This window comes from Streptomyces sp. KL116D, assembly GCF_030766975.1.
Classification (GTDB): Bacteria; Actinomycetota; Actinomycetes; order Streptomycetales; family Streptomycetaceae; genus Streptomyces; species Streptomyces longispororuber_A.
Map to the genome: position 1 here is coordinate 1 of NZ_JASERH010000065.1, position 25,287 is coordinate 25,287.

The 25,287-nt window shown below is 68.9% G+C and carries 16 protein-coding genes and 12 pseudogenes; 15 read left to right on the forward strand and 13 right to left on the reverse strand.

What is annotated here, in order from left to right; genetic code table 11:
- Positions 1–87 precede the first annotated feature (87 nt).
- The 3 pseudogenes from RBJ77_RS27095 to RBJ77_RS27105 all read left to right on the forward strand — a co-directional run.
- Positions 88–514, forward strand: a pseudogene (locus tag RBJ77_RS27095) (Hsp20/alpha crystallin family protein).
- 99 nt (positions 515–613) lie between these two features.
- Positions 614–1,082: pseudogene (locus RBJ77_RS27100) on the forward strand (DUF2267 domain-containing protein).
- Positions 1,082–1,507, forward strand: a pseudogene (locus RBJ77_RS27105) (DUF2267 domain-containing protein); the annotation flags it as partial. The pseudogenes RBJ77_RS27100 and RBJ77_RS27105, both read left to right, overlap by 1 nt.
- Positions 1,508–1,766: 259 nt before the next feature.
- Here the strand turns inward: RBJ77_RS27105 and RBJ77_RS27110 are convergent.
- From RBJ77_RS27110 to RBJ77_RS27125, 4 genes and pseudogenes are all read right to left on the reverse strand, one after another.
- On the reverse strand, positions 1,767–1,904 hold the full coding sequence (locus tag RBJ77_RS27110) for a hypothetical protein (protein ID WP_372347427.1): 138 nt from the start codon (positions 1,902–1,904) through the stop codon (positions 1,767–1,769).
- Positions 1,905–2,007: 103 nt separating this feature from the next.
- Positions 2,008–2,370: pseudogene (locus RBJ77_RS27115) on the reverse strand (carotenoid oxygenase family protein); the annotation flags it as partial.
- A gap of 85 nt (positions 2,371–2,455) precedes the next feature.
- Positions 2,456–2,995: pseudogene (locus RBJ77_RS27120) on the reverse strand (carotenoid oxygenase family protein).
- Positions 2,996–3,135: 140 nt separating this feature from the next.
- Positions 3,136–3,213: pseudogene (locus tag RBJ77_RS27125) on the reverse strand (twin-arginine translocation signal domain-containing protein); the annotation flags it as partial.
- 2,189 nt (positions 3,214–5,402) lie between these two features.
- Here RBJ77_RS27125 and RBJ77_RS27130 point away from each other — a divergent pair.
- A complete protein-coding gene (locus RBJ77_RS27130; RefSeq protein WP_372347428.1) occupies positions 5,403–5,603 on the forward strand; it encodes a DUF397 domain-containing protein in 201 nt (66 codons plus the stop codon).
- 154 nt (positions 5,604–5,757) lie between these two features.
- On the opposite strand, the gene RBJ77_RS27135 is transcribed toward RBJ77_RS27130, so the two are convergent.
- On the reverse strand, positions 5,758–5,967 hold the full coding sequence (locus RBJ77_RS27135; RefSeq protein ID WP_372347429.1) for a hypothetical protein: 210 nt from the start codon (positions 5,965–5,967) through the stop codon (positions 5,758–5,760).
- A gap of 2,891 nt (positions 5,968–8,858) precedes the next feature.
- Between RBJ77_RS27135 and RBJ77_RS27140 the strand changes: the two are divergent.
- From RBJ77_RS27140 to RBJ77_RS27165, 6 genes and pseudogenes are all read left to right on the forward strand, one after another.
- Positions 8,859–8,933 (forward strand): annotated as a pseudogene (locus tag RBJ77_RS27140) (hypothetical protein); the annotation flags it as partial.
- Positions 8,924–9,139: pseudogene (locus RBJ77_RS27145) on the forward strand (DUF1254 domain-containing protein); the annotation flags it as partial. The pseudogenes RBJ77_RS27140 and RBJ77_RS27145, both read left to right, overlap by 10 nt.
- Positions 9,140–9,482: 343 nt before the next feature.
- Positions 9,483–10,103, forward strand: a complete 621-nt coding sequence (locus tag RBJ77_RS27150; RefSeq protein ID WP_372347430.1) for a DUF1214 domain-containing protein — start codon at positions 9,483–9,485, stop codon at positions 10,101–10,103.
- A gap of 377 nt (positions 10,104–10,480) precedes the next feature.
- Positions 10,481–10,648: pseudogene (locus tag RBJ77_RS27155) on the forward strand (hypothetical protein); the annotation flags it as partial.
- 431 nt (positions 10,649–11,079) lie between these two features.
- A complete protein-coding gene (locus tag RBJ77_RS27160; RefSeq protein WP_372347431.1) occupies positions 11,080–11,376 on the forward strand; it encodes a DUF1214 domain-containing protein in 297 nt (98 codons plus the stop codon).
- Between the two features lie 461 nt (positions 11,377–11,837).
- The gene (locus RBJ77_RS27165) at positions 11,838–12,266 is read left to right on the forward strand and encodes a GAP family protein (RefSeq protein ID WP_372347432.1); all 429 of its coding nucleotides are present in this window, start codon (positions 11,838–11,840) and stop codon (positions 12,264–12,266) included.
- 1,960 nt (positions 12,267–14,226) lie between these two features.
- Here RBJ77_RS27165 and RBJ77_RS27170 read toward each other — a convergent pair.
- Positions 14,227–15,018, reverse strand: a complete 792-nt coding sequence (locus RBJ77_RS27170) for a hypothetical protein (protein ID WP_372347453.1) — start codon at positions 15,016–15,018, stop codon at positions 14,227–14,229.
- Between RBJ77_RS27170 and RBJ77_RS27175 the strand changes: the two genes are divergently transcribed.
- Positions 14,908–15,222, forward strand: a complete 315-nt coding sequence (locus tag RBJ77_RS27175; RefSeq protein WP_372347455.1) for a hypothetical protein — start codon at positions 14,908–14,910, stop codon at positions 15,220–15,222. The two genes, RBJ77_RS27170 and RBJ77_RS27175, sit on opposite strands and share 111 nt — an antisense overlap.
- Here RBJ77_RS27175 and RBJ77_RS27180 read toward each other — a convergent pair.
- From RBJ77_RS27180 to RBJ77_RS27195, 4 genes and pseudogenes are all read right to left on the reverse strand, one after another.
- Positions 15,192–15,494, reverse strand: a complete 303-nt coding sequence (locus tag RBJ77_RS27180) for a hypothetical protein (protein ID WP_372347456.1) — start codon at positions 15,492–15,494, stop codon at positions 15,192–15,194. The genes RBJ77_RS27175 and RBJ77_RS27180 overlap by 31 nt on opposite strands.
- Before the next feature lie 91 nt (positions 15,495–15,585).
- A pseudogene (locus RBJ77_RS27185) lies at positions 15,586–15,876 on the reverse strand (amino acid:proton antiporter); the annotation flags it as partial.
- A gap of 769 nt (positions 15,877–16,645) precedes the next feature.
- Complete coding sequence (locus tag RBJ77_RS27190; RefSeq protein ID WP_372347457.1) at positions 16,646–17,017, reverse strand: hypothetical protein; 372 nt, start codon at positions 17,015–17,017, stop codon at positions 16,646–16,648.
- Between the two features lie 16 nt (positions 17,018–17,033).
- Positions 17,034–17,360, reverse strand: a pseudogene (locus RBJ77_RS27195) (threonine/serine exporter family protein); the annotation flags it as partial.
- A gap of 435 nt (positions 17,361–17,795) precedes the next feature.
- Between RBJ77_RS27195 and RBJ77_RS27200 the strand changes: the two are divergent.
- Both RBJ77_RS27200 and RBJ77_RS27205 read left to right on the forward strand, forming a co-directional pair.
- A complete protein-coding gene (locus RBJ77_RS27200) occupies positions 17,796–17,912 on the forward strand; it encodes a TRIC cation channel family protein (RefSeq protein ID WP_372347433.1) in 117 nt (38 codons plus the stop codon).
- 12 nt (positions 17,913–17,924) lie between these two features.
- Positions 17,925–18,551 (forward strand): trimeric intracellular cation channel family protein, encoded by a 627-nt coding sequence (locus RBJ77_RS27205; protein WP_372347434.1) that lies wholly within the window; start codon positions 17,925–17,927, stop codon positions 18,549–18,551.
- On the opposite strand, the pseudogene RBJ77_RS27210 reads toward RBJ77_RS27205, so the two are convergent.
- A pseudogene (locus RBJ77_RS27210) lies at positions 18,517–18,849 on the reverse strand (L,D-transpeptidase); the annotation flags it as partial. The gene RBJ77_RS27205 and the pseudogene RBJ77_RS27210 sit on opposite strands and share 35 nt — an antisense overlap.
- Positions 18,850–19,337: 488 nt before the next feature.
- Between RBJ77_RS27210 and RBJ77_RS27215 the strand changes: the two are divergent.
- Positions 19,338–20,645 carry an alpha/beta fold hydrolase gene (locus tag RBJ77_RS27215; protein WP_372347435.1) on the forward strand — a complete coding sequence of 436 codons (1,308 nt, stop codon included), beginning with the start codon at positions 19,338–19,340 and terminating at the stop codon, positions 20,643–20,645.
- 1,012 nt (positions 20,646–21,657) lie between these two features.
- On the opposite strand, the gene RBJ77_RS27220 is transcribed toward RBJ77_RS27215, so the two are convergent.
- Entirely contained in the window at positions 21,658–22,365 is a 708-nt protein-coding gene (locus tag RBJ77_RS27220; RefSeq protein ID WP_372347454.1) for a right-handed parallel beta-helix repeat-containing protein, read from the reverse strand.
- A 279-nt stretch (positions 22,366–22,644) separates the two neighbouring features.
- Between RBJ77_RS27220 and RBJ77_RS27225 the strand changes: the two genes are divergently transcribed.
- A complete protein-coding gene (locus RBJ77_RS27225) occupies positions 22,645–22,830 on the forward strand; it encodes a hypothetical protein (protein ID WP_372347436.1) in 186 nt (61 codons plus the stop codon).
- Here RBJ77_RS27225 and RBJ77_RS27230 read toward each other — a convergent pair.
- A complete protein-coding gene (locus RBJ77_RS27230) occupies positions 22,818–23,717 on the reverse strand; it encodes a hypothetical protein (protein ID WP_372347437.1) in 900 nt (299 codons plus the stop codon). The genes RBJ77_RS27225 and RBJ77_RS27230 overlap by 13 nt on opposite strands.
- Positions 23,718–25,287 lie beyond the last annotated feature (1,570 nt).

Below are 25,287 nucleotides of genomic sequence, written 5' to 3' on the forward strand. Positions count from 1 at the left end.
GTTGTACTTCGTTCAATGGAATTGGGTGTTTAACCGTTTTCGCATTTATCGTGAAACGCTTTCGCGTTTTCGTGCGCCGCTTCAACCATGTTGCAGTGCGCACCGACCTTCCGTGAGCTCGACCGGCTCGCTCAGCAGCTGATGAGCCCGGGCACCTGGTCGCGGCCGGCCACGATGACGTGGACGCCTACCGGGAGGGGCGACGAGTACGTGGTCGCCTTCGACCTTCCGGCGTCAGCGCCGAGTCGATCGACATCGATGTCGAACGCAACATGCTGACCGTCAAGGCCGAGCGCCGCCCCGCGGCGAGGAGCCGACGACGTGCAGATGGAACTGGCGGAGCGGCCACTGGGCGCTTCTCTCGCCAGTTCATTGCTCGCCGACACCCTGGACACCGAGCGCATCAAGACCGATACGACGCCAGGGTGCTCACCCTGCACGCATCCCGATCGCCGAACGCGCCAAGCCCCTGAATCGCGATCGGCGGAGGGCCGACCCTGGAGATCTCGGCTGAGCCGGATGACGAGGAGTCCGAACCATGGCGGAGGACGGGCGCCTGACTTTCACTGGTGCCGTCCTCCGCATCACTCACCGCGGCGACGGGCGACCGACGCTGACTTTGCGACGGGACGCGTTCTCGACCAGGTGACCCGAACGCGGCAAGTACGAGTCAGCAGGAAGCGGAACGCGCGGCGCGTGTCGTCCTCGCGTTGCTGGGCCCCACCTGGTCGGCAGGTGCGGGCCCAGCTGGCGGCGCGCCTGCCGGAAGGCTTCGCTCTGATCCTCCTCAATCCGCTGCAAAGCGCGGAACCTTCCACCGGAGCCCGGTTCGTGCGCGCAACGGCGGCCTGGATCGAGGGCGCCACCGAGGCAGACGGCTGACCTGGGACGTCAGCGCCGTCCTCAGCACGGTCGCCGACGCGGCCGGCGACGACCTGCTGGGACAGATTCTGTTCAGCTCCCCCGCGGGCTACGACCTGTTCTTCGGCCGCCCTCAGCCCCTACACTTGACCGCCCTGGGCCCGCCCCTTTCGGGTGCGGGCCCCACCACTATCAGCAACAGAAGGCGAACACCGCAGTGATGTCCGAGCTGGCGTGCACCCTCCAGCATCTGCCCGTCATGACGTACAAGCAGATGCTGGAGGTTCGCTATGAAGGCGCCTACCCCACTCGGGAGCAGGCCGGGGAAGCCGTCCATCTGGTCCTCGCCGGACTCGGACGTCGGCTGACAGGCGACGAACGCGTCGAACTGGCCGCCCGCCTGCCCCTCGAAGCTGCGCGCGTCCTCACTGCCCAGATCCCCGACATCCAGCCCCTCACCGGCTGGGCCTTCGTCAGGACACTCGCCACCCACCCAGCGGCGCCGTGGGTCCTACGCGCTGGGGACGCGTCGGCTCCGTCCTGTGCGCCGTCGCAGCCCTATGCCGGTCCTGACCTTCTCACTCCGTATCCTGCGCCAGCTCCTCTGGCTACGCAGCTGCTGTTCGGCCGTGCCGAACTCGCACCGGACCGCCTAGGTGCCGCATCGACGGGGACAGGCCCCCCACGCAGCTGCCGACTCCGGTCGGCAATACACGGAGGTGCCCGTAACCTCATGAGCCTGCCGGGGCCGCCACCGCGGATGCGGCCTCGTCGCGTTCCGCTGTGATGCTCCGGCCGGTCGGTGTGGGCGAGGTGCCAGCGCTCAGAAGCCGGTACGCCATGTCCCTAGGCGTCCGCGATCCAGCTGCCATGGAACCCAGCTGGTACCCGACCGGGCAGGTGAATCAGGGGCCAGCGGGCGGCCGTCGAAGTCCTGGGCCGGGGAGATCATCAAGTCGGTCGCCCCGCGGTCGAGGGTCGTTCACGTACGACAGCACGTAACCGTCGTCCTCGTCCCGCGCCCCGCGCCGCGGGACGAACACCGCCTCGCCGGCCGCCGCGCCCAGGCAAGGCGGTGGACCTGCCTCTGCCGCGCGGCATGTCGTGCTTCATCAGGTAGTTGCTGAACTTCTCGTCCGGCGGTGCGCCGTCGACGGTCCCGTACGCGCGCCACATCTCGGCCGCGCTCGCGGTGTAGGCATAGCGGTGCCGTCGTGAGACCAGGGACTCGTTGATGCGGGGGAACTCCTGCGGACGGTCGTCCAGCCGGCTGCTTCGGACCCGGCCTGTGCGCAGATCGATCATCCAGCGGTCGAGTGTCGGCGCACCGGTCGCCGAAGCCGCCGGCACCGCGGCCGGCCGCGTAGAAAAGGCGCGGGGAACCCGGTGTACTCCACCACGACCGTGTCGCCCTGGTCGTAGGCGTTGAGCGTGTGCAGTAGTACACCGGGGCGATCTCGAACCAGCGTGTACTGCCACCGGCGCGCGGCAGCGCAGCCCGATGCGCATGGGATGTTCGTCGTTCCACACATACGGCACGATCGCGCCCGGCCTCGGCGGCGGGCGCCGTCGAAGGTGATCGGCACGTCCACGATCACCACGTACTTTCGGTGAGCGCGAAGTCGTGCATCATCGGCGCGTCCGCGACGGGAACGCGGGTCGTCCGGGGCCACCCGGCCAGTCGGTCGATCATGATGTGCCGCACATGGTCCCAGGCGAGGGTAGTGCGCGATCGCGTGCAGCTCGTCGGCCGCGCGTCGTACTTGGTGTGCGCGGTGAAGGCGCCCTGGAGAGTGGAGCGGAGTCGTACCGGGCGCACGGTGTTCAGCTCGCCGTCCAACTCGTACGGCAGCGGTCCGCCTTCCTGCATCGCCAGGATGCGGCCCCTTGTACGGGATCACGCCGTGTTGCACGCGAAGTCGTCCGGCGGCGCCTGGCCCGGGTACGCCTCTCCCAGCTTCGTCGTCACCTGGGAGGACCGGACCCAGCGGTTGCGGTACCACTCCGCGCGCCCGCCGCGCAGACGGACCCCGTGCACCATTCCGTCGCCGAGCATCCAGTGGTGGGCGCGGACGTCCTCGGGCCCAGAGCGTTCGGACCGTTGCAGGTAACGGCCGTCCAGGTCCCGTGGAATGCGGCCGGTGACCTGGAGGTCGAGCGGTCAACTCTCGGTGACCGGAGCGAACGCCTTGCAGGAACAGGACTGCCCCCCGCCACACCGATCTTTCCCGGTCGCGCCCCTCGTCTGCGCCGCAGCTGTGAAGAGTCAGGACCGGGGCCGCTCCCGACCACACTGCCCGCTGCCGCAACCGCGGCGCCCTTGATCAGATTCCGCCGTGTGTGACTGGCCATCAGGCCTCCGCTCCGTTGTCGCTGCCGGTTCTGCCGGCCGCAGATCTGGTGACGGAGCAGCCCTACCTCCGCCGTCGCTCGCTGGAAGCAGTTGACCCAGGCCCCGAATCCAGGGGGTGGCGCTGGCACCACTCTCGGATCATCCAGCGAGTCAGGGGGCCATGTGAATTCCGGCGGCCACAGGCGTTGTGAGGCTAGTGTCCTGCGCCGGAGATCCCGTCGTTAGTTTGTGTATGACTGCTTCTTCAGATGTGCCGGTGCCCCGTCGTGGCCCGAGGGTTGGTACCGTTGTTTAGCTGTCCGCTGATGAGGCGTGTGGTGTTGGAACGTTGGGCCCGGCGGGCGCCATCTCGCCCAGGCAGTGGCTTTGCGGGGCCCGCATTGACGCTGGCGTGTGATGGTGCTGGATGTCCCACCGATTGCTGTGGTGGCGAGGAGTTACGGAATCGCAGCGGACACGGTCCGCAAGCATGGCGCCGCCGGTCCTGGCCGCCCGACTGGACGGGTTGGTGGACGAGCGGCTCGGTGCCCGGCCACCCACGCATCAGCGTCGACCAAGGGACGCAGTTGTGGTCAGCATCGCTGGAGTGACATTCCGAAGAATGCCACTCACTGGGTCGCGTCTCATCGATGGCCGACCGCAGCGGCCTGTCGAAGCCGACCGTGGGCCCGAGCTGAAGCGAAAGTTCCAACTCAAGCCGCACCCTGACCGACACCTTCAGACTGTCGACGGACCCGTTGTTCGTCGCGAAGGCTCTATGACGTGCGTGGGCCTTGTGCTTCAACCGCCCGAAGGTGCGGGTGGTGTTGTCGGTCGACGAGAAGTCCCAGATCCAGGCCCTGGACCGTTTCCCAGCCGGTGCTGCCCACGATGCCAGGCGTGCGCCGAAGCGCCGCACACATGACTACGTCCGCAAACGGTCTGACCACCTTGTTCGCAGCCTTCGACGTCGCGACCGGCGTAGTCAATAATACCTCACTGCACCGCCGGCACCGGGCAGCGGAGTTCAAGAAGTTCCCCATCAAGATCGAGAATGAGGTCCCTGAGCATCTGCAGGTCCACTTGATCTGCGACAACTACGGCAACCTACAAGACCTCCGGTCATCAAGGCATGGCTCGCCAAACACCCGCTGCGGTTTCCACCTGCACTCCACGCCTCACAGGTTCCCTCCTGGATCAACCAGGCGGAGCGGTGGGTTCGGCTTCCTCGCCGACCAGAAGATCCCGCCGCGGCGCACACAAAAGCGTGCGTTCGCGGGAGGCCGACATCCCGCGCGTGGGTCAAGCGGTGGAACAGAATCCTCGACCCCGTTCACCTGGGACCAAGACGGCCGAAGAGATCTCGACTCACTCGCCCGCTTCTTGCCAGCGGATCTCCGGCGCAGGGACACTGAGCACTGCAGCAGGAGTTCGCTGTCTGACCCTGGTCTTCGTCGGGTTGCGGGAGTGTAGCGGGACTCCGAAGGTGCGGGGGCGGTCTCATGGGGACCGCTCGATCAGTCTGTTTCAGCGCCGCAGGTAGTGACAGCGGCGGGGGCAGCCTCACAGAGTGATCGACGAGGTATGCCGCTGCCGCACAGTGGGACCTCGAATCTCGACGAACGGCGCACCCACGCCGCACTGAGCCCTCAAAGACATCGGCGGGACCGCCCCGACCACGTACATCCAGGTCCTCACCCTGTGTGAGAGGTCAAGATGGCCGCCCCTCCTCTCGAGAGGGGCCCCGGCCATCTCTGGTGCACGCCCTACTCCGCTGTCGACGACATTCTGGCCGAGGACGGCCGTCACCGCACGCGGCGGTGCTGTCCCTCATTCCCCGGGCAATCTCGCAGCGATCATCCGTGCCATGGGTCCCTCGGTGCCGACAGGCCCTACGCGCGTCCACCAGTGGACTCTGAAACACCAGGGATCGCCTTTATTCTGCGAATCCATTGACATCCGCCTAAATGCGGAGGAATCTCAGGAGGGTTGGAGTTCCTTTTGTGGAGCGGGAGGTGGGGCACCGATGCAGGGTCGGGCGCGTGCAGCTCTGCCTGGGTAGTTCTGCTCGTGCAGGGCGGGTGGATGCACCGGCTTTCCACGACATGGGCTCGGGGCGGCAGCAGCCCGTCTTGCCCTTGCGGGGAAGCCGCCGCCCCAGCTCGCGCGAGCTCCCTGTGCGTTTGGTGTGTGCCGCTGAGGAGTTGGCATGAGTGAGTGTCTTGAGCACCTGCAAGGTCTTCACTGGTTCACGGCGCAGGCGTCCAACGGCAGTGGGGCGTGTGGAGGTGGCGTTCCTGGGGAGGGGAGCGTGGCCGTGCGCGACAGCAAGGACCGTGACATCGGGCCGTTCGTGGTGGGCGGTCAGGGCTGGTCCTGCTTCGTCCAGAAGCGCCGCGGCGGGCACTGATCGGCTGAGCCGGCGGGCGCATCCTGCCACCACTGCGCAGGGCTTTGGGACTGGGTGTGTGCGTTGCGGATCGGCTGGCGCCGCGGGCGCTCGGCAGGCAACTGACGCGACCAACGCACCCACGGCACCGAACTCGGGGACCTTCACGCTCCGCTCATTGGAATGCGACTTCGGGATGCGTGGCCTTGGGGCCATCGAGGAGCGGCTGCGATATGCCCCGCAGGTGAAGGTCGAAGGAGGCTGACACGTAGTCGCGGGTGATGTACCACGCGCGTTCTCCCGACAGTGGAATGGCGGGGTCCGACAGGCCCAGCTGTCCGGCCAGATACGGCAGATCCGTGAAGAAGTGTTCAGCGCCGGACACGGTCAGCCAGCGTTTCCACCCGCTCAGGTGCTTCCACGCCTCGGGCCAGTCGGTACCCGGCTGTCGGGGCGGTGCGTGGATTCGGCGCCGAGCATCATGAGCGGGCGCCTACCGAGCCCTGCCGCGGCAGGGTGCAGAAAGAAGTCGCCGGTCCAGGGTCGACCCCAGCCCGCACACGACCATCGGCGGCCATGGTTGCCGATGCGGTCGCACCCGATCGAATGCCCGCCGATTCCGATCCGCCTCGGGTCGATCATGCGGGACAGCGCGCCCGCCTTCTCGGCCGCTGGTCAACTCGCTTATCACGAAGGACATGTCCTTGGCGCGCCCGCGTACGACAGCAGCTTGCTCCTCCGGGGTGTCGACCCGCTCGCAGGCCACACAGGTCAGCATCCGGCCGCCCGGGAAGGCCGTGCCCACGGATTCGTACGCGTGGTCCACCGATGCGACGACGTAGCCGCGACTGGCGAGATCGTCAGCGAGCGAGGTCAGCGTGGTGCGCGGCATGGAGAACCCCCGGGGAGAGCAGCACCAGGGGGAAAACGATCTGGCGCCGGGCGCGTGCGGTACGCATGGGTACGCGCCCCGGCAACCGCTTCGGGGGCACGACACCGCCGAGTCCCCTCGCCTTCAGGAGGAGCTGCGCCTCCTCGTCGGTCATGTAGGCCGCCGGTAATCCGCTCGCCGAACGTGCCGGGGTAGGACACCGTCACCATCAGCTGCCGGTGACCGCCGTCGGCACCCATGGATCGGTGCGGTTCCGCTCGACCAGGTGCAGGGTACGGCGGCCCACGGGGAACGGGCCGGTAGGGGACGGCAGCTGTAACCCGCTGCTGTACGGGACTTGGGGCGCGGCCTGCGCTGCGTTGGCGGAGGCGTCCGGTGTGGCGCCGAGAAGCGGCGCAGACAGGGCCAGGGTGAGCACGGCGGCCACAGTGACCGTGCGGACGTTTGGAGATCAGCGCGGTCGAAGCTAGGGCCCTGGTTCTCCACAACACGTCCGTCTCCGGGGTACGTGGTCGTACCCTGTCGGTGGATCCCGCAGACTCCGGTATCACGCAGACGGGGGCGGTCTGTGTGGTGGTGAAGGCAAGCTGATGAGAACATCAACGCCCATGCAACCGCCAGGGCCACCAACCCGACGAACCTATGTGGTCAGGGCGCTGGCCAGCGAGCGGACCGGCCAGCTCGTGGGTCCGCTCGTGCTGCCAGCTGCGCTACTGGGTTACGCCACCAGCAAGTGGTGTCACATCTGTTCCGCGATGACGCTTCGTTTCCTTGCCGAGCTTGCTCCTGCGATCCGGCAGGCCGCGGAGGCGGCTGGCCTGTCTGTGAACACGTTTGTGGCGCGTGCCGCGCGCCGTTCCGCGATGTTGGATACCGCGCAGCAATTCGCTGATCTCGGCCTCGGCGGAAGTTACCGCGGTCGCGGTGAATCGGCAGCAGCTCGCCACCGCGACCGGCTTCAGGGTGCAACGCGGCGCGGCGGCGACCGCGTCGTAAGGCCCTCACCCGGTTCGACGTTGAGAAGGCGCTGCGGCAGATCACCCGGAACCCTCCGCAGCCGGAGGAGTAGGCCACTCCCGAAGGGGTCACTCGCGGTCGGCGTGCCACTTGGCGAGGGGCACGCGGGTAGCGGGGTTGTCCTGCTGGCCGGGTTAGAAGAGACCGCACCGCGCGACCAGCCCTCACCCATCCGGCGCCACCGACGGGCCATGATCGAGGCCCTCGTGGCCGGGGTGGCCGGTGTGGCCAGGTCAGCACCGCCTGGAACCGGCGCCCGGGACGTCGTGAGCGCCGCGGGGAGAGGACGCCGTCCTGCGCAGTCGTGGCAGTGAGCCGAGGCAGTCAGTCGAGGGCTGGGACGGGCCGGCACTCCCTGTTTGGGGTGACCATGTTGCGCGCGATCAGAGGTCGTGACGAGCGCCCCCGATCCGCCCGCTTCCGTCTCGTCCGGTGCTGGCTTCTTTGGTGAGCTGGGATTCTTCTCGCGCGGACCCGGGACGGCCGGCGGGTGGTCGGGGTGGTGTCGACGCCGGCCGTGGGCGAACAGCGGCGGAAGACGGCGATGCATCGCGCTTGCTGGGGGTTCGCCGTAGCGATTACGACCAGCCCCAGGGGACAGGCGGACGTCGGTGGTGCGCCTGCTCCGACTACGCCTGGATCGTGCGCAGGGGCTGACCTGGATAAACGCCTCGCTTGCTCTCAGGCGGCCGGAGCGCAGCGCATCGTGATGCTGCCGGTCGGCGGATACGGAAACCAACACTGCCGCTACTCGCTCAAAGATCCAGCCGCTCTGTTCCACCCCACAGCCTCACGGACCAGGATTTGACTGCCACCACCCTCTGTCCAGACACGGACTCCCAGGCCACGAACCGAACCCACCAACGCTTCGCCGACGCCCTGGACACAGACAAGTGACGACGTCTTGATGGGCGCCGTGACCGAAGCCGGACGAACGGGCAGACGGCACGGTCAAAAGCCGACTGAAATGCGGCTTTTGAGGGCTCCGTTTAGCGTGATTCCCATCGGTGCGCCGCCGGGGCGCCACCGGACCGTGCCGAGAGGGGCTCGTGCCCGAGAGTGAGTACGTTCCCGCGTCCCCTGGTCACTCCCGACACTGTGGGAGTCTTCGGCCGGCGCGTTCACCTTCTCCGACGGAATGCCGACTGCCGAGACGGTCGAGGCGGTGTACGCGCAGCTGGATCGGATGCACGGCGTCGAGGCGTATCTGGCGGGGCTGCCCGCGGTTTCCTTGTGGGCGATGCGTAAGGCGATGCTCGGCGCGGGGGTTGCCGACAACGACGTACTGCTCTTCTCCGACCTCATGGACTGCGCGTCGCTGTTCCTGACCGCGAACGCGGACACCGTCTCACTTCTTCACGTTCGTCGACCTGTCCGAAGGGCCGGTCGTGGTCGACATCCCCGAGGACTGCCTCACGGTCGCGGACGACATGTGGTTCCGCTGGGTGACCGACCTGGGCGTACTCGGGGCCGGGACCGCGGGGCGGGCGGGCGCTACCTGTTCGTCGGGCCCGGCCACACCGGACCGCTTCCCGAGGGCGGCATGTTCGTCCACCACGTCCGCACCACACGGGTGTGGATGCTGGGGCGCTGCTTCCTGGAGGACGACGATCCGGCGCCGGCGGCCCGCCGCATCAAGGAGCAGCTGAAGATCACGCCGTACGTGCCCGGCGGCTACGGCACCTCGATTGGCTCGTTCCTCCCTGGGCGAGGCCGCGCTCGCCCCTGCTCGGTGAACCGCGCACCCCGCGGTTCGTCGAGGGCAGCGGCCTGTCGATCAACACGGTGGCGCCGGTCGACGCCACGTACTTCACGCTCCTGGACGAGGCGGTGCAGGCCGAGCCCGCCACCGCCCTCGATCCCGAGGTTGTCGCCGGCGCCGCCGCGATCGGCATCGTCAAGGGACCGGCCGTTCCAGCCGGACGCCCGCCGTCGAGGCGGTTCTCGACGACGCGGCGGCAACCGCCAACGCGTATGCGCGGGCCGTCGCGATGCGCCCGCACCCGGACGAGGGCTTCCACTTCTATCCGGGCACGGGCTCGCGGTGGACGTCCCCGCTGTTCGCCGGCGGCCACACCTTCCAGACCCCGCCACCGCTGATCACCCAGGAGGGGGTGAAGCCGTTCCCCGACCCGCGGGCGAAGATGCTCAACGCGCGCACTTCGTTCTTCTATCTGGCCACCGGCATCACCCCGGCGATGTGCATGAACCTCCCGCGGATCGGCTCGCAGTACGTCGGCGTCACGATGGACGCGCGTGGCGAGGCGCTCGACGGCTCCCGCTCCTACCGGCTGACCCTGCCGCCCGGCATCCCGGCGGAGAAGTTCTGGTCGATCACGCTCTATGACAACCAGAGCCGCTCCATGCTGGCCACGCCGCAGCGCTTCCCGCGGGCCGGCTCGCAGGCCTATCCGACCCCGGCCGCGACGGCCGAGTCCGACGGCTCGACGGTTTTGCGCTTCGCTCCCGAGCGTCCCGCGGACGTGTCCGAGGGGAACTGGGTGCAGACCGCCCCCGGTCACAACTGGTTCGCGATCCTGCGCTTCTACAGCCCGCTGCCGTCCTTCTTCGACAAGACCTGGCAGCCGGGTGAGATCGAACCGGCCGACTGAGGCCCCGCCCGCATCCGCATCCCGCTCCGAAAGGCCCTCATGAACGGCTCGAACGACGCCATGCCGGCCGATGCCCTGCGCTCCATCGCGATGCCTGACCACATCGCCACCCCGCTGGGCGGCCTCACCTTCTTCGACGGCCTTCCGGACGCGGCCACGGTCTCCTCCTCGTACGACCTGCTGGACCTGATCCGCGGTATCGACGTCTACCTCAACACCATCCCGGGCGCCTCCCTCGTCGCGCTGCGCGCCGGGCTGCGCTCGGTCGGGGTGAAGGACGCGCGCACCCTCGCCTTCACCGATCCCCGGAGCCAATTCAGGGAGTTACTACCTCACGCCGAACACCGAGACGCACGTACGGGACGACGTTCCTGGATCTGCGCGCGGACGGGCCGACCGTCGTCGAGAATCCGCCCAGAGTCGCTGTGTGTCGTCGACGACTTCTGGTTCCGCTACGTCGCCGACCTCGGAATGGCCGGGCCCGACGAAGGGGCGGGCGGCAAAAATACCTCTTCCTGCCGCCAGGCTGGGAGGGCGAGGTGCCCGAGGGCTACTTCGTCTTCCGTTCGCCCACCTTCACCAACTGGCTCGTCGTGCGGGCTCTGGGCGGTGTACCCGCGCTGAAGAACACGAAGGTGTATCCGCTCGCGCAGGCGGACGACCCGCCGCCGATGACCCACCTCAACATCGCCGACACCCCGCCACAACACCGTCCACTCCAACGACTTCTCGTACTACGAGGAAATCGACGCGTCGTGCAGGAGGAGCCGGTGGAGGCCCTCGACCCAGAGCGAGCCGGGCGAGTGGCGGCGATCGGGATCGTGAAGGGCAAGCCCTTCGCGCCCGACGAGCGGCTGCGCGGACTGCTGGCCCAGGCCGCGCCGATCGCCGCCGGGATCGCCCGCGCGCTGGTCTACAAGCCGCGCGACCCGGCCGTCTACCTGTATCCGGGGAGTCGTCGTGGAAGACGCCCTTCGTGGGCGGGAGTTACGCGTTCCTGCGGGACGGGGCGCGACTGCTCGACGCCCGCACCCTCCTTCCACTACTTCGCCACCGTCATCACCCCCCGGCGATGGCGGCCAAGACGGTCGGCACCGGATCGCAGTACGCATACACGGCGGAGGACTCGACAGGGGCCTGGCTGGACGGCGGGCGCACCTACCGGCCGCGACTGCCCGCCGGCGTTCCGGCGAAGAACTTCTGGGCGATGGACCTGTACGACACCCAGCATCCCGGTCGCTCCTGCAGACCGACAACCCCTACCCGGCGCTGAGCAGCCTGCCCGGAACGGTCACCGCCAACGACGACGGCTCCACCGACCTCCACTTCGGGCCCGTCGCACCCGCGGGCAGGGGAGACGAACTGGATCCAGACCGTGCCCGGAAAGTCGTGGTTCGGGATGCTGCGCCTGTACGGGCCGCTGGAGCCGTGGTTCGACGGGTCGTGGCGGCCCGGCGAGTTCGAGCCCGTCGAAGGTGCCGACGGTGGGTGACGCCATCGGGCAGATGCTGGCCTCGGCGGTCGGTATCGCCATCAGTCCGGTGCCTTTGATCGCCGTCGTGCTGATGCTGGCCACACCCGCGAGGGGAAGGTCAACGGCACGGCCTTCACGGTCAGTTGGGTGATCTCGCTCGGCGTCGTCGTGACGGCCGTCGTACTGCTCGGCTCGGGCGCCGACGCACTCCGGCGACGACGGTCCCGCCACCTGGACGCTCTGGCTCAAGCTGGTCCTCGGTGTGCTGTTCCTGCTGCTCGGCGTCAAGCAGTGGAAGGGGCGCCCGCGCGAGGGCCACGAGGCCGAGACGCCCGGCTGGATGCAGGCCATCGACAAGTTCCCCCGCCAAGGCGGCGGGCCTGGCCGCGCTGCTCGCCGTCGCCAACCCGAAGAACCTGGTCCTCGCCCTCGGCGGCGCGGTCTCCATCGCAAGCAGCGACGCCTCGGCCGGCGGCAGGACCGTCGCCGCCGCGCTGATGGTCGTCATCGGCTCACTGTGCGCGCTTGCGCCGCTCGCCCGTGTATGTGCTGGGCGGATCCAACTCCGCCCATGTGCTTGCCAGTTGGAAGGAGTGGATGGCCAGGCACAATGCGGCCATCATGACCACGCTGCTCGTCGTGCTCGGAGCCAAGTACGTGGGGACGCCATCAGCGGCCTCGCCGGGTGAGTGTGCAAACACCGGGCCGTCTGCGAAGCGGCTGCCGGGGCTCGGGAAGCCGACGTCATCCGATGTCGGCTCCGGAGTCGTCACCGGCCTGTTCTCCATCCCGGAGGGGAGCTACGGCGTACGCGGCCATCGCCGGGTTCAACCCGGTCGCGGGCCTCTGCGCCGGCGTTGTCCCCCGCGAGTCGTCGGCTCCCTCACCTCCCGCACCGTCCTGATGGTCACGACCTTGACCAGCTCGCTCGCCCTGATTTCACAGAGCGTGCTGGTGATGCGGACTCGACCGAAGGCGCCCAGCCTCGCGAGCGGACTCTTCCAGTCGCTGCTGTCGGGCGGATCGCTATCCCGTACAGGCGTCGCGGTCTCGGCCGGGGCACGCACCCGCTGGGAGGGGCCCTCCGGGTTGTGGAGCACAGTTGCGGGTCGCATTTGAGACAAACGGTCAGTTCGTGCGCGACGCCGTGGCGTAGCGTTGCAGGAACAGTGCTTCCACGTGTGCCATGTGCTGGATCTCGGTCAGGTACACGCTCTCGTTCGGAGCGTGGATAGAGACAGCGATGGCTCTCGACTCCATGAGCACGATTTCGCGCGCCGGGATGCGATCTGCGCGAGCACGTTACTGCGATCGAGGCCGCCTTGCCGCGAGGTATGCCAGCGGTTTGCCGTATGCCGCACGTGCATCGCTTCGCGAAGCGCGGCGCCGGCGGGCCGTCGGTGAGCGCGCGCGCAGGCGCGGACCCGGTGCTTTCCGGCTCCACCGTGACCCGCGCACGGGGCTGGCGACGTCAGTCAGATGGGCGGTGAGAGGGCGTGGGCTTCGTCGGCGTCGGTCATGGCGGCACGCGCAGGCTGACCCAGGCCCGTGCTGTGGAGTGGCACGGAAGCCGAGGACACCACCGGCGGGCAGTCGATACCGACGGTGACGGCGGGCCGGGCCCAGAGCCGGTCCGCGACGCTGCCAGTTCCGGTCGGTTGCGCCGTCGAGGACTCCGGCGTCGAAGCTCGGAACTGTACGCTCGTCGTAACCGACGCCTTCCCATGTGCCGTCACAGTCGAGGCGCGTTGATGCGGGTCGCGCGCCGGTTTCTGGGTCGCTTGGGTGTCGGCAGGGCTTGGACTCAGAGGCGGCGACCGCGTCGGGCGCGCGCGCGCCGAACATGCCAGAGTGCACCTCGCCGTGGGACGTGTCCGACGGCGACGACCTTGGTTCGCGAAGGCCTCGCAGGGTGATCCGTCGCGGTCCCCACGCCGACCTCCGGCGTTGCCGGTGTCGCACACCCAGCAGCGCGTCGGCCAGGAACTCCTCAGGTGCTGCTGGGCGACGTATTGTTTCGAGCCCGCGCCCGTGCCCTGCTCCTCTGACCCTTCGGCGGCGAACTTCCAGCCCTACCGGGATGTCGTCGCCGAGGGCTCGCGGTGCCGTGAGGTGCATGACGATGTTGCCCGCCTGCGGTCGGCTGTGCCGCCGTCAGCGCACCAGCGTCCGTCGCTTGCTCGGATGATGTGGGCGATGGTCCAGGCGTTGTCGTCCGGGCGGTGGCTGCACGTCGTAGTGGCAGTACAGGAGCTACGGTCGGCGCGCCGGGTGGTGGTAGTGGGCGGTGACCGACGACCCGAGTGTGTGCCGTCGGGGTCTCTGACGAGGCGTACGTCGTGCGGTCCCGCGTCGGGTGAAGGCGTCGGCGACCCATTGTGCTGCCTGCGCGGCGCACTCCTCCGGCAGTACTGGCGTGGGTCGGCGACCGAAGGGATGGCGACGAGTTCGAGTGAGATCGGTCGGGGCGCGCCATCAATCCGGTGATGCAGTGGCCCAGTTCGTCGAGCGTGGCGGTCATCGTGATCATCGCCTCACGGTGTGCTCGGTCTTGGGGTCGTCGACCTTGTCGCGGAAGTCGTCGAGAGCTTGTCGGGGCAGTAGATCTCAGGACTTTCTCCTCGGCGCGTACGGCCTTGGTGTCGGCGATCACGGGCCGCTGACCTGGGCCCGTCGCCCCCGTTGGACATGTTGATCTTCCCACAGGGCGGTTTCCAGCGCGGACGCAGGATCGTCGCGCACCGTCCCGCCGTCCGACCGTGCCGAGGGCGCGGACGATCGCGTCGGTGTTCGGCCTCCGGGTAGCCGGCGGACTGTGCAGCGTCGGCGAGCTGGTTCGCCTTCCTTGCGGTGGCGTCGTTGGTCTTCTTCCGTTCTCGTGCCGGATGATGCCGACGTGACGGTCAGAGCTGAGCGGAATCGATCACGCCGATGTACAGCCACATGTGCTGGCTGGGGCGAGCTGGGTGGGAGCTCATGCCGTTTCACCGCCATCCTGCTTGCTCCAGTCAGGTCTGCGCAGCTTGAAGGAAGGCGAGTGGGATCAGCAGGCCGAGGATCGCCAGACCTGCCGCCGATGATTGCCGATGTACGCCCAGACGCTGCCGCTGCCGAACCGTGAGGGGGTACGAAGCCGATGGCCAGGGCGGCGATGGACGCCAGCAGGCCGACCGTGCACAACAGGCCGAGTGCCGGGGCGCGATAGCCGCGCGGATGGTCCGGCTGGGTCTTCCGCAGCCGCATCGCGGGGGCGGCGAACATCAGCAGAGTAGACGATGAGGGTACACCTGCGTGGTGATGGTCGAGAAGATCCAGTAGACGTTCGAGACGTTGGGGGATCAGTGCGTACATGAGGGCGATGACCGTGGTGACGATGCCCTGGGTGACGAGGATGTTCTGCTGGATGCCGAACTTGTTGAGCTTCTGCAGGAACGGCGGCAGATAACCCTCGCTGCGGGAGATCTCCAGAGGCCCTTGGACGGTCCCGCCAGCCAGGTCAGCATGCCGCCGAGCGAGGCCGAGATCAGCATCACCGCAGCGATCGGGGTCATCCAGCCCACATGGAAGTACGAGAAGAAGGCGTCGAAGGCTCTGCATCACACCGGCGGTCAGGCTCAGCTGATGAGCCGGCACCACTCCAGCTGATCGCCAGGGCGGGCAGGATGAAGATCACCAGCACCAGCCCCATCGCCATGAACATCGACTTCGGGTACTCCCTTCGCCGGGTCCTTGAGCGAGGACACGTGCACGGCGTTCATTTCCATGCCGGAGTATGAGAGGAAGTTGTTGACGATGAGGACGAGGCTTGCCAGGCCCGTCCACCGGGGCAGCAGATGGCTGCTGTCCATCGGCGCGGCCGACGGGCTGCCCTGGCCGAGGAAGACCAGGCCGAGGACGACGAGTACGGTGCCCGGCACGAGCGTGCCGATGACCAGGCCCCACGAGGAGAGCCCTGGCGAGCGCCTTCGTACCGCGTGAGGAGACCCAGACCCCGGTCCAGTACAGGACCATGATGACGATCGCCGTGTAGACGCCGTTCGCTGCGAGTGCCGGGTCGATCACGTACGCGATGGTGCTTCGCCACGAAGGCCAGCAGGCTGGGTAGTAGAAGATCGTCATCGCGAACTGGCACCACACGGCGAGGAACCCGAGCAGCTTCGACAGCCCCTCGGCCACCCACCGGTACACACCGCCGCTCCAGCCCGACGCGAGTTCCGCGGACACCAGCGACGTCGGCAGCAGGAACACGATCGCGGGGACGATGTACAGGAACACGCAGGCAAGGCCGTACACGGCCATCGTGGGAGGCCCGCAGGCTGGCCACGGACGACGTCGTCATCAGCGCCAGCGTCACCCATGTCATCGTGGAGGTGCGGCGGGCGGTGCGGGCCGTGGCGGGCACGCTGATCTGGCGCTGTGGGAGGTCTTGCACGTCCATCGTGCTCATGCGCACTCCGGGGGCGGGATGAGCTGCGCCCAGCTCTCCGCTGGAGAGGCCGGTCGGCGTTGGTGAACTGGGCCGTTCGGGTGGGGTGCAGAGAGGGGGTAAGCCCGCGAGGTCGTCGTGGGAGCGAGTTGTTCGTCCAGGTGTGTGCTGCCGAGCAGGATGGCGTTGTGGCAGGTCTGGGCGAGGCGGTCGGGCGAGTCGGGGGAACAGCTGTGGGATCTGGGCGAGGGCGAGCTTGGGCAGGTGGTTGTAGACGACTGCGAGCCCGTCACTGAGCTCCCGCCGCCGGGCCGGCAGGAAGGAAGTCCGCACGCAGTGGGCGCGTTGTGCCAATCGCAGTTCGTTCACGATTCGTGGGCGGTCTCAACCAGTCCTGTGGGCGGGGGTCGTTCCGGGTGCTGGGGGCGAGGGTCGCGGCGGTGAGCATGCCGAGGGCGATCGCCGCGATCAGGGCGAACATGGTGCCGATGTCCTTCACGCCGTGGATCGGGCTGCCGCCGAGCCAGGCGTCCAGGCCGCGTAGCCCGTGCGAGCCGGGGTGAGGACGAAGAAGGCGGGGTAGAGCACGTAGGGCGGCGGTGTACGGGGGCGGCGTCCGAGGAGGAGGCGAGACCGCGGCCATCACGGCGGCTGCGACGAAGGTTCCGGCGAGTGTGGACAGAGCGCGTACGGCGAGCAGTTGGACGCCGTACGTGACCAGGACGACGGCCAGCGCCCAGGCAGGTCGCCGCGGCGCATGCCGAAGACCAGCAGTACCCCGACGGTGAAGACCACCCAGCCGAGCCAGGCCGCCACCCAGCCCAGGTCGGGTGCGACGGGCGAGTCGGGGATCTCGCTCTGTGGCATGCCCAGTGCGGCCGAGGCGAGGACGGGGCCGAACGCGAGGGCGCCGAGCAGAGCGACGGACTGCGCGAGCCGGGCTGCGCCGGCGGTGATCCGCCCCACGGACAGCTCGATCATCGCCATGGTGATCGCGTCGCCAGGGATGAACACGAACAGCACCCGGAATCATCAGCTCGATCGTTCCGCCCGTCACCCAGCCCGCGTGGGACGCCGTCAGCACCACCACACCGACGACCGCCGACGCCACGAGCGGGGCGAGTCGACCCGGTCGGCCCAGGCGCTGCACGCCGACCTGGATCAGACCGACGGCAAGGCCCAGGACGGCGGTGATCCAGACCTCCTGGAGGGTGGGCTGGATCGAGCGCGCCGAATCCGACGGAGAAGAGCACGACGCCGAGCACCCGCAGCCAGGGCGCGGGTAGGGCGCGGGCGATGCCGCGATCTCCTCCAGCCGCTGTCTGGCCTCGGTCACCGGGAGCTGCCCGGACCGCACCGCGGCCAGCCACGGCTTGAGGGGCGCTGACCCGGTCGAGCTGCGGGATCTCCGGCACCCCGGTCACCACGCGGGTCGCGCCGTCCATCGCCACCACGGCCGACTCCGCGAGCACCGTCACCTCGGCCTGTCGCCCATAGGCGGCGGCCACCGCACGCAGTCGGTCCTCGGAGCGCAGGGTGCCCTCGAACCCCGCCGGCCACCAGCAACTCCGCCAGCCGTGCGACCAGGCCAGAGCACCTCGTCACCCGGCGCCTCGCGCTCACTCGTGCCCGTCATATCGGTCAGTCTGCGGTTCCGAGAACGTTCTGCGCATACCGGCCCAAAGTGCCCTAGAGGGGGGGACGGCGTGGCCGATCTGGTCTCCGCCGTGACCATCGCGGACGTCACCCGGGGACTCGACCTGGCCCGGCGTCGACGCCAACGCAGTCCTCGGTGCGGGCAAGGCCCGTTCGTCTTCCGCCGCTCATCATCTCCGGGCTCGGCGGCGGCATGATCCGCGATGTGCTGCGGCAGCACAGCACGCCCGTCGCCCTCACCGACTTCTGGTAGCTCGCCGTTGCCGTGTCCGCCGCGCTCGTCGCGTTCTTCATAGCGCTCGGCGGACGCCTGTGGCAACGCACCTACCTGCTGCTCGACGTACTCGCGCTGGGCCGCTGGACCACAGCAGGCGCGCAGAAGACGCTGGCCGCCGGGCTCGGGTGGCTGCCCGCCATCCTGCTGGGCACCATCACGGTCGGCGGCGGCGTGCTGCGCGACGTCCTGCTCGCGCGTCGCCCCGGTGTCTTCGAGGACCACACGCTGTACGCCACCTGCGCCGCCGCCGCGCAGCGAGGTCATCTGGGCGAACCGTTTGCCGCGCCCCCGCCCGGTAGCGGTCCTGGGCCACGCCTGCGCACTGGCCCTGGGCTCCCTCGTTCCGGGCAGCGGACCCGAATCCCAGCCGACGGCCACGCCCGGCTCCGCGGAGTCGGGGCGGGCTGCGTCAGGGGGCATCGCTGCACTCCTCGGGTCGGCGGTTGTCTCTCCGACAGGAAAGCCTTCTCGCTGCGGCCTGCACGTACAGCGTGCGATCGGGTGAACGGTTCCGGCCAAGTGTCAACTGCGGGGCTTGCGGCCCCAAATGGCCACTGGATCCCTGCAGACGCAGCACCTTCCACAGCTCTTCCGCGTCGGCCTCGGAGAGGTTGACGCATCCGTGGGAGCCGGGTGGCAGATCCAGCGGGTAGTCGACGCCGTGGAACGCCTGGCCACCGTCGAAGAACTGGGCGTAGGGCATGCGCACGTTGTAGAGCGTGGAGTAGTGATGCCGGTTGCGCAGGTGGATCCGCTTCCAGCCCGTACGGGTGGGATATGTCCTGCTGCCGGAGCGGCTGTCGACCGGCCCGAAGACGTCCTTGCGGCCCTGGCGCACCCACATCCGCTGGTGGGTCAGGTCGACACAAGCGGTCCTGACCCCCGGTGGTGGCCGGGCATTCGGCCGCTGCAGCGGCGGCGCCGGACGGCAGCGATGCCGGACCGCTGAGCAGGACGGTCAGAGCGAGCAGGACGATCGTGACACGCATGGCCCTCCGCCGGTCGGAGCGTGTGGTGGTGGCTGTCGCACGAAGGTAGAGCGGCCACGGGCACCTCGCACCCCGGGACCGACTCCCCGGGTGATCCTCGGCGGCATCCGTGGTTCTGACGCCCCCGTCCGCCGAAGGCGGGCACGGCGAGACGGACATGCATGCACGGGACGGCCGGCGCCGGTGACTCGCACCCGCGCCGCCCCGACATGGAGGTGCAGGTCCATGGGTGTGCAGGCACAACTGCCGCGCGGCAGAGGGCTGATGGCTCGCTTGGTCGGCATCGCGCTGCTGGTTGGCGCGGCTGTGAGCCCCGCCACGACCGCGTACAGCGCGCCGAACGCCGGCAGTGACGGCCAGCCGCCGGACGTGCACCCGCGGCGTTGCACCCAGCCCAAGCGGCGAGGACCCGATGCCGCAGGGGCTGGAAGTGCGGCTACGTCGACGTACCGCTGGACTACGGCCGCACCGGCCGGACCGCCGCACCCACGGTGCGGCTGGCCATCGCTCACCGGCCCGCCGACACGCCCAAGGGCCGGATCGGCGCCCCTGTTCTTCAATCCCGGCGGACCCGGCGGTTCCGGCATCGACATCGCGCGCGGCGGCGGCTGGGAGAACTACGTCGGCCCCGCAGGTCAAACGCCACTTCGACCTGGTGACCTGGGACCCGCGCGGCGTCGGTGAGAGCACCCCGGCGCTGAGGTGCGCGGCCACCGACCAGGCCCGCGACGCGCCTCGACGAAGCGATGGCCCCTACAGCGCGCCGCGCACCACGAAGGAATTGAACGGCACCCTGCGTACGTCCGACTCCCTGGCCGCGTCCTGCCACCGTCAACGGACTGCGCGCCACCCCCGCCCGTCCCTGCTGCCGCACATGTCGACGATGGAGAACGTGCGCGACCTGGACCGGCTGCGCATGGCGTTCCACGACCCGAAGCTGAACTACTTCGGCGTCTCCTACGGCACGACCATCGGCGCGGTGTACCGCAACGTCTTTCCGAACACGGTGCGTTCGATGGTGCTGCACGGCGTTGTCGACAACCCGGCCCGCTTCAACGACTTCCGGCGTTACGTCGTCTCCGACGCCTACGAGTCGAACCGCACCATGTCGGCCATGCTCATGGCCTGCGACCGGGCGGGCCCGGTCCGCATGCGCGTTCGCGGGCGGCGCGCAGTCCAAGTACGACCGGCTCACCAAGCGCCTCAGCAGCACCGGCGCAGGTGGCGTCGATTTCCTCCAGGCGTGGTTGCAGACCGTCGGCACGGCCCTGCGCCCTCGGCAACACGTTCCGGCCGAACGAGCGCGGCCCGCCGCCGAGAAACTCCAGGCCTCTACCAGGCGGTGTTCCCCACCGACGGAAGAAGAGAACTGCGGTTGCCGCAGCTGAAGCCCGTCCCCGAGCCGCCCTCGGACAGCGCGCCCTGGCTTCCTACAGCGCCGACCACACCAGCGAGGACGTCTCGATCGTCACCAACTGCCTCGACTTCCCGCTCACCCCGCGCACCGAGGCCGGATGGGCCGGCATCTGGGTGCCGCCCGGGCCGCTTCGCTGGTCGATGGCTCCGGCATCACCGCCGCTTACGCGACCTGCCGCAGCCTGCGCGACCGCTCCAACCTGCCCCGCTACACCGGCCCGTGGAACCGCGGCAAGGGCCCAGTCCTCCTCCTCAACGAAAACCCACGACCAGGCCACGTCCCTGGCCTGGGCCCAGCGCATGAAGGCCGCGCCCGGCTCGCCGCTCCGCGCTCGTGCCCCCTCACCGGATTCGGGCACGGCATTCCTGCACCCTGCAGTGTCGACCAGACGTCCCAACACCTGATGACGGCCCGGCTTCCCCGCCAGGGGAACACGGTGCAGCGACGGGCACACACCAACCCGTTCGTCTCGTAGCACCCCGCACGCGGAACCGGTTCAGACGCGGCGGCGTCGACGCCGTACGGCCGTCATGACAGTGGCTCCGGCGCTCAGCAGAAGGACGGAACCGATGGCCGCCGCTGTTGCCGTCCGGTCCGTGCCGGTGTCCGCCAGACCGCCGCCGGACCCCGAATTCCCGCCCGAAGGGCTGGGCGCCGGCGAAGGCGTGACCGTTGAGGTGGGGGTCGGACTGGGTGAGGGCTGAGGGCCGCTCCCTCGACGGTCCAGACACCCTGGGCGTCGTTGTCGGTGTCGGACCGGTCGGTGTCCGTGTCCAGCGTCGGCACGACGAGCGGGTTGAGGTGCTCGGCGATGACGTCCGCATACCCGTCGCCGTCGAGGTCGGTGGCCTCGTCCTCGGGGAGGGGGCGCAACGTAGGCGACGTTTTTCATCGTCGTACGGGCGCTCGGCTCGGCAGTGATGCGTACGGTGACGGTGAGCACGGGCCCGTCGGCGCCGGGAGGCAGCGCGGTGCCGGCCGTCGCCGTCAGGCCCTTCACCGTGTAGCCTCGAGCCGCTCAGGGAGACGAGGTCGACGCCGTCGGGCAGCAGCTGGTGGATGGACCAGCCCGCGGGGGGCGGCGGCGGGACCGTCGTTGTGCGGTGTCAGCTCCCAGGTCACGAGGTCGCCGACGTGGTGGTCCGCGGAGTCTTTGCCGGTGACGGTCTCGGTGAGGGACAGTTCCGAACAGTCGGTCGGATACAGCGCGGGCGCCTCGGTGAGTTCGTGGACCTGCGCCCCACCACCGTCGAAGACGAGGCTCCCATCGCGGTACCCGGTGGCCCGGCACGGCGAACCCCAGTCGTTCGGATTGTCATAGTCGCGCGCGTCGACGGCGACGGGGGTGTCCGCCGCGCGCTGGCGGGCCCGGTTCGCCGTGGCTGCGGTGTCGTCGCCTGCCACCGCGTTCGCGTAGTTCCGTACGGCGGTCGAGTCCGCCGGGAAGGTGTTGCCGACGGCGAGCAGCGGGTCCCGCAGGGTCCGGCGGGCGGCGTCGGGTGCGCTCGCGTCCGGGAGCCGACCTGATCCACGTGCCGGTGCCCTTGAACGTGTTGTCGCGTACGTCGATGTCCGAGGAGGAGTACGAGCCGGACGTCGCGGCGTCTTCGTAGAGCGGGGCGGCCATGACCGCTGCCTGGCTCTCGGCGGGCTCGGACTGGGTGACGGTGTTGGAGGCGACGGTGACGCCGTGCGCCGGGGCGGCGACAACCGTGCTCGGCTGGCCGGAGACGGTGTTCTTCGTGAACGTGACGGTGCTGGTGCCGGTGTACAGGCGCAGCCCGGCGCGGTTGCCGCTCATCGTGTTGTCGTGGACGTCGATGTCGTGGCTGACGCCGAAGGCCGCGTCCCCGGCGCTGAGGCTGCCGAGCGCCTTGTTGTCGCTGAAGGTCGAGCCGCTCACCTCCAGGTCGGCGACGCCCCGGCTGTACAGGGCGTTCTCGGCGACGTTCGCGACGCTTCGAGGCGGTGACGGTGGCGCCTGAGGTCCCTGAGTAGAAGAACTGCAGGCGCCGCCGTCGATCGAGGAGCGGTCGACGGCGACGTCCTGCGAGTCGTATGCCTTGGAGGATCGCGAGAACCGGCGGGCCTGGTGGCCCCTTCAGATGCCCGGTGACGGTCACGTTGCTGACGTCTACATCGGTGGACTGGTGCACCACGACGGCGCCTCCGGTGACCTTCCGCCTGTACGTCACTGATCTGCGGCTCTTCGTGGCGAGCAGCGAGATGCCGGTGGAGGAGGCCACCGGACCGGTGATCTTCAGATCCTTGAGCGTGATGCCGGTGCGGTCGGGAGGCGGGCGTGAAGGAGCTCTGTGTTGCGACGCCGGTGTTGAAGTCGCTGATTGTCGCGCCGGTGACGGTTGCCCGGCCGGCGTTCATCAGGTTGATGCCGCTTCCTGTGCCGACGCCCGTGAGCTCCGGTTCGGTGACGCTCGCGCCTTGGGTCGAGCCGAGGGCGATGCGCGCCGGTCGTCACGCGCGGTGACCACCGGGAGGTGGATCTTCGGGCCGGCTCCCTCGTTGTCGAGGTGGGTGTAGACGCCGTTGCTGAAGTGGCCTACGACGGGTTGGTCGAGGGTGACGCCGGTGGCCTTGTGGATCTGGATCCCGACGGAGTTCGCGGTGTCGGTGCCGGTGACGTGTGCCGAGGTGACGGTGGCCTTGTCGGTGGAGCCGAGGGCGATGCCCCTCCCTCCCGGCGCCGGTGACTCTGGCGGCGTCGATGGTCGGTCCGGGCGCGGTGCTCGTCGTGCTCGCGCCGATGCCTCGGGAGAAGCCGGTGACCGTCGGGGAGGTGAGGGTGGCGCTGCTGGAGTTGGCCAGGTCGATACCGGTGCCGGTGGTGGCGGTGTTGGTCACGGTGGTGCCGGTGACGGCGGGCGCGGTGGCGGTGCCCAGCGAGATGCCGCTGGTCGCGCCGGAGACGGTGCCGCCCTTGATCGCGATGCCGGAGGCCGTCGAGGCGGCGGTGGCCGTGATGCCGGTGGCCACGCCGCTGATGGCGGGGTCGGTGACCGTGGCGGAGCCGGTGGTCAGGTTGATGCCGTAGGAGGAGATGTCTGGTCGCCGCCGTGCATCGTGAACCGGCTGATGCTCACACCGGTCGCAGCGGCGGCGAGCTGGATGCCGGTGGGCCGCAGGACGGCGTTGGCTGACGACCTTGATGCCGTCGAGTGCGGCGTCCGCGGTGTTCACGAGAACCGTCGCGCCCGTCGCGGAGACACCGAACGTCACAGCACTCGCGGCGCTCAACCCGCCCCCGGCCACGGTGAACTGGGCGAAGAGGGTCGACGCACCCGACGCGTCGAGCAGCACCCGGCGCGGTACGGTGAGCCGCTTGGCGAAGACGTAGTCGTTCGGGTCGAACGACACCCGCTCGCCCGTCGGCGGCAGCGTTGAGTGCGGCCTGAAGCGTCAACAGGCTGGAATCCGCAGGGCGTTGAGCGGGGTTCCAACCCAGGCCATCTTCACGGTGTCGGCGTTCTCGACGACATCTGCCCCCTGGCAGGCGGCGAAAGCGCCAGCCGCCGGGAAGGTGGGCCAGGCTGGTCCGACGGGCCCACGACAGGGCTGCGAGCGCGGCGGCGAGCAGCGCGGTACGGACCCGGCGACGGCTGACTGGACTGCTGCTGACCACGTGACCCCATCCTGCACTTGTTGTAGGGTACATACTTTTGTCATATATTTGGCCGGTTAGTTCAAGAGGACACGCTCATTCATGACATCACATGCAAAAATCACGATGTGTTCTCACTGGATGGGTCGCTATCGCGGTGCCGACAATGCCGGCCTCTGCCTCACCTGGGCTCGCTGACACCGTTAATCGCAGCTTTTGCGAGATGGAGGAGCGGCGCGAGCGCGAGGCCGCAGAGTAAGGAGCAGTCGGGCCCTGCTGCCCATCTCCGGGCCCGACACGCGCGCGAGCGAGCCCGCAGCGCTCGGCGATCGGTCCCGCCTGAAAAGCAGGGTAGGCCAGACGTCGGATGGCGGCCTGGGGTCCCGCCCTGCGGGCGAGAGTCAGACACGCTCCAGATTGGAACTACGGGCGAGTGTTGTCTTCTTGGTGGTGGCGCAGGGTTGTGTGGCGGCGTCGGAAGCCGGAGGCTAGTTGTTGCGCTCTGCTTAACGTCGTCGAGGGGTGGGGTGGCGGCTTTGCGGCGCGGATGCCGTCCTGGGCCAGTCGTTTTGAGGAGAGCCTCAGGGGATGGTGGCTCGCCCAGTTCTGCGTATTGCTCGGCCACCGTTTGTAGATGCGTTGTTCGAGGGCGTAGCGGCGCAGGGTACTGGGACTGACTGGCCTACCTTTGGCTCCGCGAATGCCCAGGTCAGCGAGGTGTTGGGAGAGTTCTTCGAAAGCGGCCGCGCCTTTGGGTTCTGTGTTGTTGTGAGTGTTGAGGTAGTGCTGGTAGGCGAGGAAGTACTGGTCGGGGGCCGTGAGGTGCGGCGCTTCCGACGGTGTGCTTTGAAATGCACTGGCGGCGTTCTGGCCGAGTGGGACGTCAATCGTGCTGCGGGGCTGCCTGGATGGCACGGGGGGCCGGTGGGACGACTGATCTGGGCGTCGTGTCCGGTGCCTCATCCGGCTCCGGCTCCGGCTTCGGAGGTGGCGGGTACCCGTGGGGCTGGTCCGGCCGCAGGTGAGTGCTCGGCTGACTCAGGTACTGGTCGTCCTCCTGGTAGAGCGACGACTCGACCTGTTCCGCCTCTGGGTCGGCGCCCACTTGGGCCTCTGGCGTGGTGGCCCTGTCCAGGGCCCGCCCGACCCAGGTTGGGCAGTTCGGTGTTCTCAGCGAGGAAGGGCTCTGGCCGGTGCATCGTTGGGCTTTGGCCGGGCTGGACGGCGCCATGTACGTGGTGCTGGCCGTGAGCGGACTGGTTGAGACCGACTGGTGCTCCATGGACTGTCCGGAGGCTGTTGGAGGGCGCCGGGGAGGCCTTCGTG